Consider the following 13,675-nt stretch of genomic DNA (forward strand, 5'->3'; position numbering starts at 1 on the left):
TGCGGCCCTTTCGCGGCACAAGGCCGCTCCTACAGGGGGCGCACACTCGGATCAGGTCGCCGGGCGGATTTCCTTGATCAGGTATTCCAGCGAATAGCCCAGGCGCGGCGCCAAGGCTGCAGCCCGGGCCCGCACGGCATCAATATCCAGCGCCTGCTCCAGGTCCGCCGGCACCAGCAGGATCACGTTGCCCTCCTTCACCGGCAGCTCCCAGTAATGGCGGTGGTACAAACCACGCAACAAGGCCGCGCCCAGCGGCTTGCCGTCGTCCCCGGCCCACTGGTTGATCACCAGCCAGCCATCGGGATTCAACTGCTTCTGGCAGTTTTCCAGGAAGCCCCAGGCCAGGTGGCCGACACCAGGGCCATAGTCGGTATACAGGTCGACGAACAGCAGGTCGGCCTTCTCCGCGCTGGGCAAAAGCTCGAGGGCGTCGCCCACCCGCACATACAGCCGCGGGTCGTCGTCCAGGCCCATGTACTCCATGGCCAGGCGCGGCACGTCGGGGCGCAGCTCGATGGCCTCGACATCCTCCAGCGGCAGGAACTTCAGGCACGCCTGGGTCAGGGTGCCGGCGCCAAGGCCGAGAAACAGCGCGCTCTCCGGCTGGCCGTGGCACAGCGCGCCGACCAGCATGGCGCGGGTGTAGTCGTACTCCAGCCAGCTCGGATCGGCGGTGAAGGTGCAGCTCTGCTCGATGGCGTCGCCGAACTCGAGGAAGCGATAGTCATCCACCTCGTACACGCTGATGACACCAAAGGCGTCCTCGACCCGTGCCAGCAGCCGCTCTTCCCGCTCCGTCGCCATCCTTACCACCTGCCCGCGCAAAACGCCCATTGTCCGCCAATGCCGGTGGTGCAACAAGCACACCCGGGCGTACCATGGCTGGCAGGCCTTAACGACACTTATGGATAGAGCTTGCGATGACCCGACAATGGACCCCTGACAGCTGGCGCGCCCTGCCGATCCAGCAGCAACCGATCTACCCCGACGCTGCGCACCTGCTGAAGGTGGAGCAGACGTTGGCCAGCTACCCGCCGCTGGTGTTCGCCGGCGAAGCCCGCGAGCTGCGCCGGCAGTTCGCCGAAGTGACCCAGGGTCGGGCGTTCCTGCTGCAGGGCGGCGACTGCGCCGAGAGCTTCGCCGAGTTCTCCGCGGCGAAGATCCGCGACACCTTCAAGGTGCTGCTGCAGATGGCCATTGTCATGACCTTCGCCGCCGGCTGCCCGGTGGTCAAGGTCGGGCGCATGGCCGGCCAGTTCGCCAAGCCGCGCTCGGCCAATGACGAGACCATCGGCGACATCACCCTGCCCGCCTACCGCGGCGACATCGTCAACGGCATCGGCTTCGACGAAAAAAGCCGCGTCCCCGACCCGGAGCGCCTGCTGCAGGCCTACCACCAGGCCACCGCCAGCCTCAACCTGCTGCGCGCCTTCGCCCAGGGCGGCTTCGCCGACCTGCACCAGGTGCACAAGTGGAACCTGGATTTCATCGCCAACTCGGCGCTGGCCGACAAGTACCACCAGCTGGCCAACCGCATCGACGAGACCCTGGCCTTCATGCGCGCCTGCGGCCTGGACACCGCGCCGCAACTGCGTGAAACCAGCTTCTTCACCGCCCACGAAGCGTTGCTGCTCAACTACGAGGAAGCCTTCGTGCGCAGTGACAGCCTGACCGGCGACTACTACGACTGCTCGGCGCACATGCTGTGGATCGGCGACCGCACGCGCCAGCTCGACGGCGCCCATGTCGAGTTCCTGCGCGGCGTGCACAACCCGATCGGGGTCAAGGTCGGCCCGAGCATGAACCCCGAGGAGCTGATCCGCCTGATCGACGTGCTCAACCCGGACAACGACCCGGGCCGCCTGAACCTGATCGTGCGCATGGGCGCCGGCAAGGTCGGCGACCACCTGCCGGGGCTGATCCGCACCGTGCAGCGCGAGGGCCGCCAGGTGCTGTGGAGCTCCGACCCGATGCACGGCAACACCATCAAGGCCAGCAGCGGCTACAAGACCCGCGATTTCGCGCAGATCCTCGACGAGGTCAAGCAGTTCTTCCAGGTGCACCAGGCCGAGGGCAGTCACGCCGGCGGCATCCATATCGAGATGACCGGGCAGAACGTCACCGAGTGCATCGGCGGCGCCCGGCCGATCACCGAGGACGCCCTGTCCGACCGCTACCACACACACTGCGACCCGCGGATGAACGCCGACCAGTCGCTGGAGCTGGCGTTCCTGATCGCCGAAACCCTCAAGCAGGTACGCCGCTGAGCAATGCCTGACGCAGCCGGCTGCCCTCGGTGCGGGGGCAGTTGAGCTGCACCCTCTCCAGCCCCAGCCAGGCGGCTAGCCGCTGCAAGTTGGCCGCCAGCGCCAGATCCCCTTCCCCGTCCAGCCCTGCCGGTTCCTCGTGCACTGCATGCACCGCCAACCGCCCGTGGGCGCGTTCGGCGCGCAGGTCCACCCGCGCGGCAATGCGCTCCCGATGAAGGAACGGCAGCACGTAGTAACCGTACACACGCTTGTGCGCCGGGGTATAGATCTCCAGGCGGTAGCGGAAATCGAACAGGCGCTCAGTACGCTCACGCGCCCAGACCAGCGAATCGAACGGCGAGAGCAAGGCGCTGGCTTCGATGCGCCGGGGTATCCGTGGCACACCCGCGACATAGGCCGGTTGTTTCCAGCCCTGCACCGTGCAGGCCTGCAGACGGCCGTCCTCGACCAACACCGCCAGGGCGGCCTTGCTCTGCTGCGGCGAAAGGCGAAAGTAATCGCGAAGGTCCTGTTCGGTGGCCACGCCCAGGGCAACGGCGGCATGCAGCAGCAAGCCCTGGTGCGCTTCGAGCTCGCTGGGCTGGGCCTGCTCGAGGATGGCCGCCGGCAGCACCCGCTCGGGCAGGTCGTACAGGCGCTCGAAACCGCGACGCCCGGCCACGGTGACCTCGCCGGCGGCGAACAGCCATTCCAGCGCGTGCTTTTCTTCGCTCCAGTCCCACCAGGGGCCGGCGCGCTCCTCGCGGGTGGACAGGCTGCCCGCGCCCAACGCACCCTGGTCGCGCACCGCCGCCAGTACCCGCTCGATCACCTCGCGCCGCTCGCGGCCGAACGCGGCCAGTTGCCGGTAGATACCCTTGCCGTCGGCGGCGTGGGCCATGCGCCAGCGCATCAGCGGGTACAACGCCAGCGGCAGCAGCGACGCTTCATGGCCCCAGTACTCGAACAACCGGCGCTGGCGGCGCTGGCCCCAGGCGAGCTGGTCGAGCAGGTCGTGCGGGTAGTCGCCCAGGCGCGAGAACAGCGGCAGGTAGTGGGAGCGCACCAGGGCATTGACCGAGTCGATCTGCACCACGCCCAGGCGCTGGAACATCCGCGTGAGGCTGGCGAGGGTCGGCGGGCCGCCGGGCGACTTGCCGAAGCCCTGGGCGGACAAGGCCAGGCGGCGGGCCTGGGAAATGGACAGGCTGAGGGACATGAGGTGGGCTCCGTCTGATGTTCAGACAGTAAAGACGCAATCGCGGGGCAAGCCCGCTCCCACGCACGGTTGTGGAAGCGGTCTTGTCCCGCGATTGTAGCCCTCTTCATTTACGCAACGGATCCTCCCAGAAATGCCGGTCGGCCTCCTGCTGGATATCGGCCCGCGACAACCCCAGGTCGTGCAGCGTGGCATCGCTCAGGCGCGCCAGCTCATCGCGCTGACGGTGCAGCTCGTACCAGCGCAGCAGCCGCCCGCCGGCATCGTGCAACAGGTGGCCGAGGGTAGACCCAGGCTGGTGAGCAACGTTGAAATGACCTTTCATCTTGACGCCCTCCTTGTGGATGGCTCCAGTCTCTGCCCAGGCCTAAGATCAATCCAACGAATGTTTCTGATGTCATGCATCTCGGAGATTGATGCCATGTCCCAGTATCAGAGCCTCGACGCGGACGTGCTGCGCACCTTCGTCGCCATCGCCGAGCAAGGCGGCTTCACCCGTGCCGGCGAGGTGGTCAACCGCACCCAGTCGGCGGTGAGCATGCAGATGAAGCGCCTGGAAGAGGACATCCTGCAGCGCCAGCTGTTCGAGCGCGACGGCCGCCAGGTACGCCTCACCGCCGAGGGCCAGGTCCTGCTGGGCTATGCCCGGCGCATCCTCAAGCTGCACGGCGAGGTGTTCAACACCCTGCGCATGCCGCACATGGTCGGGGTGGTGCGCATCGGCACCCCGGACGACTACGCCATGCGCTACCTGCCGGGCATCCTCACCCGCTTCGCCCAGGCGTACCCGCTGATTCATGTCGAGGTTCACTGCGACTCGTCCAGGCAACTGATGCTGCGCCAGGACCTGGACCTGACCATCGTCACCCGCGAGCCGGGCAACGAGGTCGGCCAACTGCTGCGCCAGGAGCGCCTGGTGTGGGCCGCGGCCAAGGGCTTCTGCCCCCACGAGCAGCGGCCGATGCCGCTGGCGCTGTTCAACACCGACTGCTTCTGCCGCGCCTGGACCTGCAACGCCCTGGAGCGCCAGGGCATCGAGTACCGCATTGCCTATACCAGCCCGAGCCTGGCGGCGATCTTCGCCATCGTGCATGCCGGGCTGGCGGTGACCGCGCAGTTGCAGAGCCTGATCGGCGGCGACCTGCGCATACTCGGCGCGGACGACGGCCTGCCGCAGCTGCACATGGCCAATGTGATGCTGTTGCGCAACGACCAGCAGCATTCGCCGATCACCGACTGCATGGCCGAATACATCGTCGAAGGGTTCAAATAAGCATCCCGCCCGCCCCGTGTAGGAGCGGGCTTGTCCCGCGATGGGCCGCAACGCGGCCCCGGCTCGCTAGAGCTCGAACCCAAGCATCACCGCGCACACCACCAAAAACCCGCAGAACAGTGTGCGCAACACCTTCTCCGGCAACGCATGGGCCAGCTTCACCCCCCAGCTGATGCTCAGCAACCCACCCACCGCCAGCGGAACGCCGATGCTCCAGTCGACACTCTGGTGCACCCCGTAGGTCAACAGCGTCACCATGGTGCTCGGCGCCGCCAATGCCAGCGACAGCCCCTGGGCCACCACCTGGGTAGTACCGAACACCGAGGTCAGGATCGGCGTAGCCACCACCGCCCCGCCCACGCCGAACAGCCCGCCCATGGTCCCGGCGAAACTGCCCAGCACGCCAAGCCAGGGCCACGGATAGCGCAGCTGATTACTCGGCGGCCGCACCGGCAGGAACATCCGCGCCACGTTCCAGATCGCCAGCGCCACCAGGAAACCGACGAAGTACAGGCGCATCGACTGGGCATCGATGCCCACCGCCCAGATCGACCCCAGCCAGGCGAACACGAAGCTGCACAGCGACAACGGCACGGCGTGGCGCAGTTCGATGCGGTTGCGCTGGTGATAGCGCCACAGCGCCAGCAGCACGTTGGGCACCACCATCACCAGGGCGGTGCCCTGGGCCAGTTGCTGGTCAAGGCCGAACAGCACGCCCAGCGCCGGAATGGCGATCAATCCGCCGCCGATGCCGAACAGCCCACCCAGGGTGCCGAGCGCGGCCCCCAGCACGATATACATCACCCACTCGATCATCAGCGCCTCATCCGCCTGCTTTCAGAGAATGAGGGCATGCTAGCCAGTCGCGGCTGGCGGGGAAACGCACAGCAGCGCACAATGGCTTTGCGCATTTCGCACAAGCATCGAGCCGCCATGAGCCCCGACATCCTTACCGAACAACTCAGCCTGTTCCTCGACGTGCTGGAAACCGGCAGTTTCTCCGCCGCCGCCCGGCGCCACCCGTTGACGCCCTCCGCCGTGGCGCGGCGCATCGACAACCTGGAAAGCGCGGTGGGTAGCCGCCTGTTCTCGCGCAGCACCCACGCCGTGCGCCCGACGCCGGCTGGCAACGCCTTTGCAGAGCGGGCCCGACGCATCATCGAGGAGCTGCGCCTGGCGCGGGCCGAGGCGGTGTCGCTGAGCAATGCCCCGGAAGGCTTGATCCGCATCGACGCACCAGCCGCCTTCGGCCGCCGTCACCTGGCCCCGGCCATCGCCGACTTCCTGGTGGCCTACCCCGGGCTCGACGTGCAGCTGCGCCTGATCGACAGTTTCGTCGACCTGCACGGCAGCCACCTGGGCGAAGTGGACCTGGTATTGCGCGCCGGCCCCCTGGCCGACACCCGCCTGGTGGCCACGCCGCTGGCCTACATGGTGCGCATCGCCTGTGCCAGCCCCGCGTACCTGGCCAGCCGCGGGGTGCCGGCCTGCCCCAGCGAGCTGCCCGGACACGACGGCCTCGACTGGGACGGGCTGGCCCCGCCGTTCGCCTGGCGCTTCGCGGTCGACGGCCAGACCCGCCTGTACCGCCCGGCACGCATGCGCATGGCCGCCAACAACGCCGAGACCCTGCTGTTCGGCGCCCTGGCCGGCCTGGGCATCGCCCACCTGCCGACCTGGCTGATCAGCGACTACCTGCTGCGCGGCGAACTGGTCCCGCTGTTCTGCGACAACGGCGTGCCGGAGCCCGAGACCAGCGGCATCTATGCCCTGCGCCTGGAACATGAAACGAACTCTCGCAGCCGCTTGCTGCTCGAATTCCTCAAGAGCCGTTTCAGCCCGGTGCCACCCTGGGACCTGGCGCTGAGAAGCGAGCTGCGCTGGTAATGAGCGCACCAAGCTTTGGCGTGCTAGATTTTAACCCTTACCGATTCCAAGGACCTGCATGAACGCCGACACCCAAGCCCCCTGCGACGCGCTGCTGCTGGACAACCAGGTCTGCTTCGCCCTGCACTCGACCTCGTTGCTGATGACCAAGGTCTACAAGCCCCTGCTGCAGGCGCTGGGCCTGACCTACCCGCAGTACCTGGCCATGCTGGTGTTGTGGGAACAGGACGGCCTGACCGTGGGCGAGATCAGCCAGCGCCTGCTCACCGACCCCGGCTCGCTGACGCCGCTGCTCAAGCGCCTGGAAAGCGAAGGCCTGCTCAAGCGCAGCCGCAGCCGCGAGGACGAACGGGTGGTGCTGGTGCAGTTGACCGACCAGGGCCGCGCCCTGCAGGCCGAGGCCCAGCGCGTGCCGCCGTGCATTCTGCAGGCCAGCGGTCACAGCGCCGAGCAACTGCGCAAGCTGCAGGCCGACCTGCTCGCCCTGCGTGCGCAGCTGCAAGAAAACCTCTGACGTCTAAGCTGTGAGATGGCTGTTCGGATGAATGGTCGAATATTTAACTTGCGCACTAAATAATTGCGCGCTAAGTTAACTCCATACCCACTCAGCGCCGACGGCGCACAGCACCCTAGCGAGGCTCAAGATGCAAAAGGTCACTCCGCTGTACATCGCAGAAGCCACTTCCACCGGTGGTCGTGATGGCAAATCCCGCTCCAGCGACGGCAAGCTGGAAGTCAAGCTGAGCACCCCCAAGGAACTGGGCGGTGCGGGTGGTGACGGCACCAACCCCGAGCAGATGTTCGCCGCCGGCTACTCGGCCTGCTTCATCGGCGCGCTGAAGTTCGTCGCCGGCCAGGAGAAAAAGGCCCTGCCGGCGGATGCGTCGATCACCGCCAAGGTCGGCATCGGCCAGATCCCGGGCGGTTTCGGCCTGGACATCGACCTGCACATCAACCTGCCGGGCCTGGCCCAGGCCGATGCCGAAGGGCTGGTGGAAAAGGCGCACAAGGTCTGCCCTTACTCCAACGCCACCCGTGGCAATGTGGATGTGCGGTTGCATGTGACGGTGTGATACGCGATCGATGTGTAGGAGCGGCCTCGTGCCGCGAAAGGACCGCAGAGCGGTCCCGGAATGCACGAGGGCAGCTTCTTCGGTTTGCCTGAATCATGGCTGGGGGCGCTTCGCGCCCCTTTCGCGGCACAAGGCCGCTCCTACAGGGGCCAGACAACCCGCCATAAAAAAACCCGGCCGAGGCCGGGTTTTTTCGTGCTCATCGCAAGAAGGATTACTTCTTGGAACGGCCCTTGAAGCTGTTGTCGCGAGTGTCGATGTCGATCCACTCGTCGATCTGGATGAAGTCGGCAACCGAGATCTCGGTACCGTTCTTCAGCTTGGCAGGCTTCATGACCTTGCCCGAGGTGTCGCCACGTGCGGCGTTCTCGGTGTAGACGACCTGGCGGCTGATGGTGGTCGGCAGTTCTACCGATACCAGGCGGCCTTCGAAGAACACGGCTTCGCAGACGTCTTCCATGCCTTCTTCGATGTACGGCAGAACGGCGTCGATGTCTTCGGCGTTCAGTTCGTACATGGTGTAGTCGGTGGTGTCCATGAAGGTGTACGAGTCACCGCTGATGAACGACAGGGTCGCTTCTTTGCGATCCAGGATCACGTCGTCCAGCTTGTCGTCCGCACCGTATACGGTTTCGGTCTTGTAGCCGGTCAGCAGGTTCTTCAGCTTGGTCTTCATGATCGCGCTGTTACGGCCCGACTTGGTGAACTCAGCTTTCTGAACCAGCCACGGGTCGTTGTCGATCCGCAGTACGGTACCGGGTTTCAGCTCTTTACCAGTTTTCATTACGAAGTATCCGAATCTGGATGGATTTATAAAAATCGAGGCCGCGTATCATAGCGAATTTCGGTAAAACTGTACCAGCCTCGTGGCAAGGTCCGGCCGAGCGGCCTGCGCGGCCTGCCACTGGCGGGCGTGTTCGCGCACTTCGTCCCAGTGCGGCTGCAGCGCCTGCCAGGCCTGGCCCATCGGGCGATCCATGTTCCAGGCGCGCCACAGTTCGGTCAGCGCCTCCCCGGCGGCGGCCGACAGGCCTTGGCGATAAAGGGCGAGGAATGCCTCGAGCTTTTCCCAGTGGGCGTTCTCTTCCTGGATGTAGATGTGCCAGAGCATCGGCACGCCAGCCCATTGCGCGCGCACGAAGGAATCCTCGCCGCGCACGGCGTTGAAATCGCAGCTCCACAGCAGCCGGTCGTAGTCGTCCTGGCTGACGAAAGGCAGCACCTGCACGGTCAAGGCCCCGCGCCGATGCAGCGCGCCCACAGGCAGGTCTGCCTCGCCCAGCCAGTTGCCGAGGTCACCCAGGATGCGCCCCTGCGGTACCAGCAGGTGGGTGGGATGCACATCGGCGGCCAGCACATCGAGCCAGTTGCCCAGCTGCGGGTTCTCGTAGGCGAACAGCGAGATCAACCGCGCCCCATCCTGGGGCTGCACACCCAGCCCCGCCAGGAATTTCGCCCGCTCGTCAGGCGACTGCCGGAAGGTCTGGCAACGCGGCAGCAAGGTGGCTTCACGCAGCAATCCACCGGTGTTCTCGGTGAAACCCGGGAAGAAGAAGAACTTGCGCAGCCCATTGGCCTGGGGCGACGGCAAGCCATGGCAACCCTCCACCCAGTCTTCGGCACTGAGGTAGTCCAGGTTCAACCACAAGGGCGGCGTGGGCTGACGGGCCATGGCCTCGACGTAGCCGTCTGGCAGTTGGCAGGCAAAGGCACCCACCACCACCTGGGCTGGCTGCGCACCTTGCCACGTGCCAGGCCAGTGGCGTATCTCGACGCCCTGCTGCCACTGCTGCGGAGCCTGACTGTCTGCCTCGGGACACAGGCGCACGAAGGCCTGCAGGTCGTCCACCCACAGGCGCACCGCCAGGTCGTGCTCGGCCACCAGCTGGCGCGCCAGACGCCAGGTGACGCCGATGTCGCCATAGTTGTCGACGACCGTGCAGAAGATGTCCCAGGTGGTTTTCATCGCCACGTTCCGTTACCTGCGAAAAAAGACCGCGGATTTTGCGGATATTTGCCCGCCAGCAAAAGCGCGGCGCTGAAAAAACCTGTCGCGCCATGCGAGAATGACACCCCCGACCCGCCTGCCAGGAGGCCGCCATGCCCCGCCCCCGCGAATTGAAGATCACCCTCAGACCCGTGCAACTGGTGCTGTGCGTCGCCCTGGGTCTGTGGCTCGGCGCCGTGGCCATCGCCTTGAGCCTGTGGCTGGCCCTGCGCCTGTGGCCGGCACAGGTGCAGCCACTGGTCGAGGCCGCCGTCCCCGCCGTGGTCCAGCCTGCGCCTGCCGCCGCGCCGGCGCAACCGGCCGACGCCCAGGCGCAGATGTTCGAGCACTACAAGGAGATCCTGCACGAGCAGGAACTGCAACAGGCCGCCGAGGCCGCCCAGGGCAACCCGCGCAACCTCAACAGCCCCAAGTGCCAGTTCTGGCTGCAGCAGAACCGCACCGCGCCGACCGACAAGAGCCAGGCCAACGTGCTGGAGTTCTGCTACTGACCATGGACAAGGCCAGCCTGCTGCGACGCATCATCGCCACCCTCGAGCATGACATGGAGGTGCTGCGCCGCGCCGCCCAGACCGCCTACGAGGCCGCCACCGCCGAAGAGAACATCGCCGAGAACAAGTACGACACCCGGGGGCTGGAGGCGTCGTACCTGGCCACCGGGCAGGCGCGGCGCACGGCCGAGATCCGCCAGGCGTTGCTGACCTACCAGCAGTTGGCGCTGCGCGATTACGACCCGGCGCGGGGGATCCAGATCGGCTGCCTGGTGACCCTGGAAGATGAAGCGGGCCAGCGGCGTCGGCTGTTCCTCGGGCCGGAAGGGGCTGGGCTGAAGGTTGGCGAGGGGGATGGCCTGGTGACGGTGATCACGCCACGCGCGCCGCTGGGGCAGCAACTGCTCGGCAAGCGGGTGGATGACGAAGTGAGCCTGGTGGTGGCTGGGGTGGCGCAGGTGCAGTTCATCATCGATATCGCCTGAGCAAGCGCCATCGCGGGGCAAGCCCGCTCCCACGCAGCCAACAGGAGCCTGAGTCATCATGCAAGACCGTGACTCCTGAGCTCGATGCAGTGCCGTCGTGAGAGCGGGCTTGCCCCGCGAAAGGCCATCAATGGCGCTGCAACGCATCGAATCGCTGCGCCAGCCCCTGCTCGGCGAACTGCTCCACCACGAAATCGATGAAGGCCCGGGTCTTGCCCGGCAACAGCTTGCGCTCGGCGTAGTACAGGCTGATATGTCCATCGTCCACGTACCAGTCCGGCAACACCCGGCTCAGGCGCCCGGCGGTCAGGTAGGGCAAGGCGAACGGCAGGCTGACCAGGGCGATGCCCAGGCCTTGCTCGGCCACCGCGCAGGCGGCGTCCGAATCACTCATGGTCAGGCGCTGGGGCAATTGCAGCGGCTGTTGCTCCTGCCAGCGACTGGTCAGCGGCCAGCTGCGCACCCGGCCGGTCTGCGGCGAGCGGATAAGGATGCCGGCGCATGCCTGCAACTGCTCAGGGCGGGTCAGTGGCCCGTGCTGTTGCAGGTAGCCCGGCGAAGCGACCAGCACCCTGTGCGCCGGGGTCAGCTTGCGCGCAACCACCCCCGGCGGCAGTTCGAAACCGCCACCGATGGCGGCGTCGAAGCCCTGGCCGATCAGGTCGACCTGGCGGTTGTCGAAATGCCAGTCCGCCGTCACTGCCGGATAACGGGCCAGGAACTCGCCCAGCAGCGGCAGCACATACAGGCGCCCGAACACCGTGCCCATGCTGACCCGCAGCACGCCCGACGGATGCCCTTCGCAATTGGCGAGGTTAGACACGGCGTATTGGATGGTGCGAAAACTCTCGCTCACCTCGGCCAGAAAGCGCTGCCCGGCCTCGGTCAGGGTCAGCTTGCGCGTGCTGCGCAGGAACAGGCGCACACCGAGCCGCGCTTCCAGCTGGGCGACGTTCTTGCCGACCCCCGCCGGGGTGAGCGACAGGCGCCTGGCCGCCTCGGCAAAGCTGCCGACTTCGGCGCTGCGAATGAAGCACTCCAGGCTGCTGAAGGATTCCACCACGGCCATTATCAACTCCTGGTTTATTCTGAGTAACTCGATTGCCATCTTATCAACAGGTAATCGAGCGCGGATACTGCGTCCATCCCAAGGCATCCGGCCTTGCTTCACTGCAGGAGATCAGCATGTCCCAAGCACTTCCTCTCACCGGCAAGGTGGCCCTGGTCCAGGGCGGTTCGCGCGGTATCGGTGCCGCCATCGTCCGCCGCCTGGCCCGCGACGGCGCCAAGGTCGCCTTCACTTATGTCAGTTCCAGCGCCAGCGCCGAGGCCCTGGCCGGTGAAATCAACAACGCCGGCGGCCAGGCCCTGGCCCTGCGCGCCGACAGCGCCGATATCCAGGCCGTGCAACAGGCCGTGGCCGACACCGCCAAGGCCTTCGGCGGCCTCGATATCCTGGTCAACAACGCCGGCGTGCTGGCGGTGGCGCCGGTGGCCGAGTTCGACCTGGCCGACTTCGACCGCCTGCTGGCGATCAACGTGCGCAGCGTGTTCGTGGCCACCCAGGCAGCGATCAAGCACATGGGCAAGGGTGGGCGGATCATCAACATCGGCAGCACCAACGCCGAGCGCATGCCGTTCGCCGGCGGCGCCCCCTATGCCATGAGCAAGTCGGCGCTGGTCGGCCTGACCAAGGGCCTGGCCCGGGACCTGGGGCCGCAGGGGATCACCGTCAACAATGTGCAGCCGGGGCCGGTGGACACCGACATGAACCCGGCCAGCGGCGAGTTCGCCGAGAGCCTGATTCCGTTGATGGCCATCGGGCGCTACGGGCAGGCGGACGAAATCGCCAGTTTCGTGGCTTACCTGGCGGGGCCTGAAGCGGGGTACATCACCGGGGCGAGCCTGTTGGCCGATGGTGGATTTGCGGCCTGAGGTGCCATTCCCCTGTAGGAGCGGCCTTGTGCCGCGAAGGGGCTGCAAGGCAGCCCCAGGTTTTCAGCGTCGACGCATAGATCGTCGGGGCCGCTGCGCGGCCCTTTCGCGGCGCAAGGCCGCTCCTACAGAGGGAGCATCAGGTCGAAGGGAGGCTCTGCTCCATGACGTCGAGAAAAGCCCGCGCCGCGGGCGTGGGGCTCGGCGACCAGACCGCATACAAATGCCGCACCGGCGCATCCACCAGTGGCACCGTGGCCACTCCCTGAAAACCCCGGGCAATGCGCTCGGGCACCAACCCCAGCGCCATCCCGCGCTGGACGAACTTTTCCACCAGGCGAATATGGCCGATCTCGAACTGCACCCGATGCCGCAACCCCGCCGCCTGGAACGCCTCGTCGGTCTGCCGGCGCGCCCCGGTGCCCTCGGGAAAGTCCACCAGCACCTCGTCGGCCAGGTCGGCCAGGGCCAGCTGCGCCCTGCCCGCCAGCCGATGGCCGGGCGGCAGCACCGCCACCAGCTCCTCCCGCGCCAGCAGGCGATGCTGCACGCCGTTCAGCGCCTCGCCCTGCCACAGGCCGATAAACCCCACGTCCAGGCGCCGCTCGCAGACATCCGCCATCAGCAACTCGCTCTTGGCGGTCAACCAGCGCACGTCCACATCCGGATAACGCTCATGAAACACCGCCAGCAGATCGACCAGATCCAGCGCGGTGAGCGAGCTGATCTCGCCGATCGACAGCCGTCCACGCACCTGCCCGCAGGCGGCGGCAACATCCTCGGCCACCCGCCGCGCCGCCGCCACCGCCGGCCGGGCGCTGAGCACGAAGGCCTCGCCCGCCGGGGTCAGGCGCACCCGCCGCGAACTGCGCTCGAACAGGCTCACCCCCAGCTGTGCCTCCAGCCGCGCCACCTGGTGGCTGAGGGCCGACTGCACCACGTGGCAGCGCTCGGCGGCGCGGGTGAAGCTGCCGGTGTCGGCCACGGCCAGGGCATATTCGAGCTGCTTGAGATTCATCGATCTATCTGCTTTCAAGATGGATAAGTTGAAA

At 66.6% G+C, this 13,675-nt stretch carries 16 protein-coding genes; 8 read left to right on the forward strand and 8 right to left on the reverse strand.

Annotation, left to right across the window (positions count from 1 at the left end; translation table 11 throughout):
• Positions 1–51: 51 nt before the first annotated feature.
• Positions 52–807, reverse strand: coding sequence for a spermidine synthase (locus tag K2O50_RS19280; protein ID WP_050704673.1), 756 nt, complete (start codon positions 805–807; stop codon positions 52–54).
• Between the two features lie 116 nt (positions 808–923).
• On the opposite strand from K2O50_RS19280, the gene K2O50_RS19285 reads away from it, so the two are divergent.
• Positions 924–2,270, forward strand: a complete 1,347-nt coding sequence (locus tag K2O50_RS19285) for a class II 3-deoxy-7-phosphoheptulonate synthase (RefSeq protein ID WP_028691729.1) — start codon at positions 924–926, stop codon at positions 2,268–2,270.
• Here the strand turns inward: K2O50_RS19285 and K2O50_RS19290 are convergent.
• Positions 2,251–3,471 (reverse strand): winged helix-turn-helix domain-containing protein, encoded by a 1,221-nt coding sequence (locus K2O50_RS19290; protein WP_050704672.1) that lies wholly within the window; start codon positions 3,469–3,471, stop codon positions 2,251–2,253. The two genes, K2O50_RS19285 and K2O50_RS19290, sit on opposite strands and share 20 nt — an antisense overlap.
• 106 nt (positions 3,472–3,577) lie before the next feature.
• Positions 3,578–3,796 (reverse strand): DUF1127 domain-containing protein, encoded by a 219-nt coding sequence (locus K2O50_RS19295; protein WP_028691731.1) that lies wholly within the window; start codon positions 3,794–3,796, stop codon positions 3,578–3,580.
• Between the two features lie 96 nt (positions 3,797–3,892).
• Between K2O50_RS19295 and K2O50_RS19300 the strand changes: the two genes are divergently transcribed.
• The gene (locus K2O50_RS19300; protein WP_050704686.1) at positions 3,893–4,744 is read left to right on the forward strand and encodes a LysR substrate-binding domain-containing protein; all 852 of its coding nucleotides are present in this window, start codon (positions 3,893–3,895) and stop codon (positions 4,742–4,744) included.
• A gap of 66 nt (positions 4,745–4,810) precedes the next feature.
• Here the strand turns inward: K2O50_RS19300 and K2O50_RS19305 are convergent, their stop codons facing one another.
• Positions 4,811–5,560, reverse strand: coding sequence for a sulfite exporter TauE/SafE family protein (locus K2O50_RS19305; RefSeq protein ID WP_050704671.1), 750 nt, complete (start codon positions 5,558–5,560; stop codon positions 4,811–4,813).
• Between the two features lie 117 nt (positions 5,561–5,677).
• On the opposite strand from K2O50_RS19305, the gene K2O50_RS19310 reads away from it, so the two are divergent.
• From K2O50_RS19310 to K2O50_RS19320, 3 genes are all read left to right on the forward strand, one after another.
• On the forward strand, positions 5,678–6,631 hold the full coding sequence (locus K2O50_RS19310) for a LysR family transcriptional regulator (protein WP_050704670.1): 954 nt from the start codon (positions 5,678–5,680) through the stop codon (positions 6,629–6,631).
• Between the two features lie 58 nt (positions 6,632–6,689).
• A complete protein-coding gene (locus tag K2O50_RS19315) occupies positions 6,690–7,145 on the forward strand; it encodes a MarR family winged helix-turn-helix transcriptional regulator (RefSeq protein WP_050704669.1) in 456 nt (151 codons plus the stop codon).
• 130 nt (positions 7,146–7,275) lie between these two features.
• The gene (locus tag K2O50_RS19320) at positions 7,276–7,704 is read left to right on the forward strand and encodes an organic hydroperoxide resistance protein (protein WP_023632623.1); all 429 of its coding nucleotides are present in this window, start codon (positions 7,276–7,278) and stop codon (positions 7,702–7,704) included.
• Positions 7,705–7,918: 214 nt separating this feature from the next.
• On the opposite strand, the gene efp is transcribed toward K2O50_RS19320, so the two are convergent.
• Entirely contained in the window at positions 7,919–8,488 is a 570-nt protein-coding gene (gene efp / locus K2O50_RS19325) for an elongation factor P (RefSeq protein ID WP_028691737.1), read from the reverse strand.
• A 48-nt stretch (positions 8,489–8,536) separates the two neighbouring features.
• Positions 8,537–9,670 carry an elongation factor P maturation arginine rhamnosyltransferase EarP gene (earP, locus tag K2O50_RS19330; RefSeq protein ID WP_050704668.1) on the reverse strand — a complete coding sequence of 378 codons (1,134 nt, stop codon included), beginning with the start codon at positions 9,668–9,670 and terminating at the stop codon, positions 8,537–8,539.
• 134 nt (positions 9,671–9,804) lie between these two features.
• Here earP and K2O50_RS19335 point away from each other — a divergent pair, with 134 nt between their 5' ends.
• On the forward strand, positions 9,805–10,203 hold the full coding sequence (locus tag K2O50_RS19335) for a hypothetical protein (RefSeq protein WP_050704664.1): 399 nt from the start codon (positions 9,805–9,807) through the stop codon (positions 10,201–10,203).
• Between the two features lie 2 nt (positions 10,204–10,205).
• Positions 10,206–10,688, forward strand: coding sequence for a GreA/GreB family elongation factor (locus tag K2O50_RS19340; protein WP_050704663.1), 483 nt, complete (start codon positions 10,206–10,208; stop codon positions 10,686–10,688).
• 127 nt (positions 10,689–10,815) lie between these two features.
• On the opposite strand, the gene K2O50_RS19345 is transcribed toward K2O50_RS19340, so the two are convergent.
• On the reverse strand, positions 10,816–11,757 hold the full coding sequence (locus K2O50_RS19345; RefSeq protein WP_050704662.1) for a LysR family transcriptional regulator: 942 nt from the start codon (positions 11,755–11,757) through the stop codon (positions 10,816–10,818).
• Positions 11,758–11,873: 116 nt separating this feature from the next.
• Between K2O50_RS19345 and K2O50_RS19350 the strand changes: the two genes are divergently transcribed.
• Positions 11,874–12,623, forward strand: a complete 750-nt coding sequence (locus tag K2O50_RS19350) for a 3-oxoacyl-ACP reductase family protein (RefSeq protein WP_050704661.1) — start codon at positions 11,874–11,876, stop codon at positions 12,621–12,623.
• Between the two features lie 139 nt (positions 12,624–12,762).
• On the opposite strand, the gene K2O50_RS19355 is transcribed toward K2O50_RS19350, so the two are convergent.
• A complete protein-coding gene (locus K2O50_RS19355) occupies positions 12,763–13,641 on the reverse strand; it encodes a LysR family transcriptional regulator (protein ID WP_050704660.1) in 879 nt (292 codons plus the stop codon).
• Between the last annotated feature and the right edge of the window lie 34 nt (positions 13,642–13,675).

The sequence above is a fragment of the Pseudomonas sp. 2hn genome, assembly GCF_019646095.1.
Classification (GTDB): domain Bacteria; phylum Pseudomonadota; class Gammaproteobacteria; order Pseudomonadales; family Pseudomonadaceae; genus Aquipseudomonas; species Aquipseudomonas peradeniyensis.

Bases quoted from the DNA above. Each gene is read 5' to 3' on its own strand.
- K2O50_RS19280 (WP_050704673.1), bottom strand. From the start codon at position 807: ATGGCGACGGAGCGGGAAGAGCGGCTGCTGGCACGGGTCGAGGACGCC.
- K2O50_RS19285 (WP_028691729.1), top strand. From the start codon at position 924: ATGACCCGACAATGGACCCCTGACAGCTGGCGCGCCCTGCCGATCCAG.
- K2O50_RS19290 (WP_050704672.1), bottom strand. From the start codon at position 3,471: ATGTCCCTCAGCCTGTCCATTTCCCAGGCCCGCCGCCTGGCCTTGTCC.
- K2O50_RS19295 (WP_028691731.1), bottom strand. From the start codon at position 3,796: ATGAAAGGTCATTTCAACGTTGCTCACCAGCCTGGGTCTACCCTCGGC.
- K2O50_RS19300 (WP_050704686.1), top strand. From the start codon at position 3,893: ATGTCCCAGTATCAGAGCCTCGACGCGGACGTGCTGCGCACCTTCGTC.
- K2O50_RS19305 (WP_050704671.1), bottom strand. From the start codon at position 5,560: ATGATCGAGTGGGTGATGTATATCGTGCTGGGGGCCGCGCTCGGCACC.
- K2O50_RS19310 (WP_050704670.1), top strand. From the start codon at position 5,678: ATGAGCCCCGACATCCTTACCGAACAACTCAGCCTGTTCCTCGACGTG.
- K2O50_RS19315 (WP_050704669.1), top strand. From the start codon at position 6,690: ATGAACGCCGACACCCAAGCCCCCTGCGACGCGCTGCTGCTGGACAAC.
- K2O50_RS19320 (WP_023632623.1), top strand. From the start codon at position 7,276: ATGCAAAAGGTCACTCCGCTGTACATCGCAGAAGCCACTTCCACCGGT.
- efp (WP_028691737.1), bottom strand. From the start codon at position 8,488: ATGAAAACTGGTAAAGAGCTGAAACCCGGTACCGTACTGCGGATCGAC.
- earP (WP_050704668.1), bottom strand. From the start codon at position 9,670: ATGAAAACCACCTGGGACATCTTCTGCACGGTCGTCGACAACTATGGC.
- K2O50_RS19335 (WP_050704664.1), top strand. From the start codon at position 9,805: ATGCCCCGCCCCCGCGAATTGAAGATCACCCTCAGACCCGTGCAACTG.
- K2O50_RS19340 (WP_050704663.1), top strand. From the start codon at position 10,206: ATGGACAAGGCCAGCCTGCTGCGACGCATCATCGCCACCCTCGAGCAT.
- K2O50_RS19345 (WP_050704662.1), bottom strand. From the start codon at position 11,757: ATGGCCGTGGTGGAATCCTTCAGCAGCCTGGAGTGCTTCATTCGCAGC.
- K2O50_RS19350 (WP_050704661.1), top strand. From the start codon at position 11,874: ATGTCCCAAGCACTTCCTCTCACCGGCAAGGTGGCCCTGGTCCAGGGC.
- K2O50_RS19355 (WP_050704660.1), bottom strand. From the start codon at position 13,641: ATGAATCTCAAGCAGCTCGAATATGCCCTGGCCGTGGCCGACACCGGC.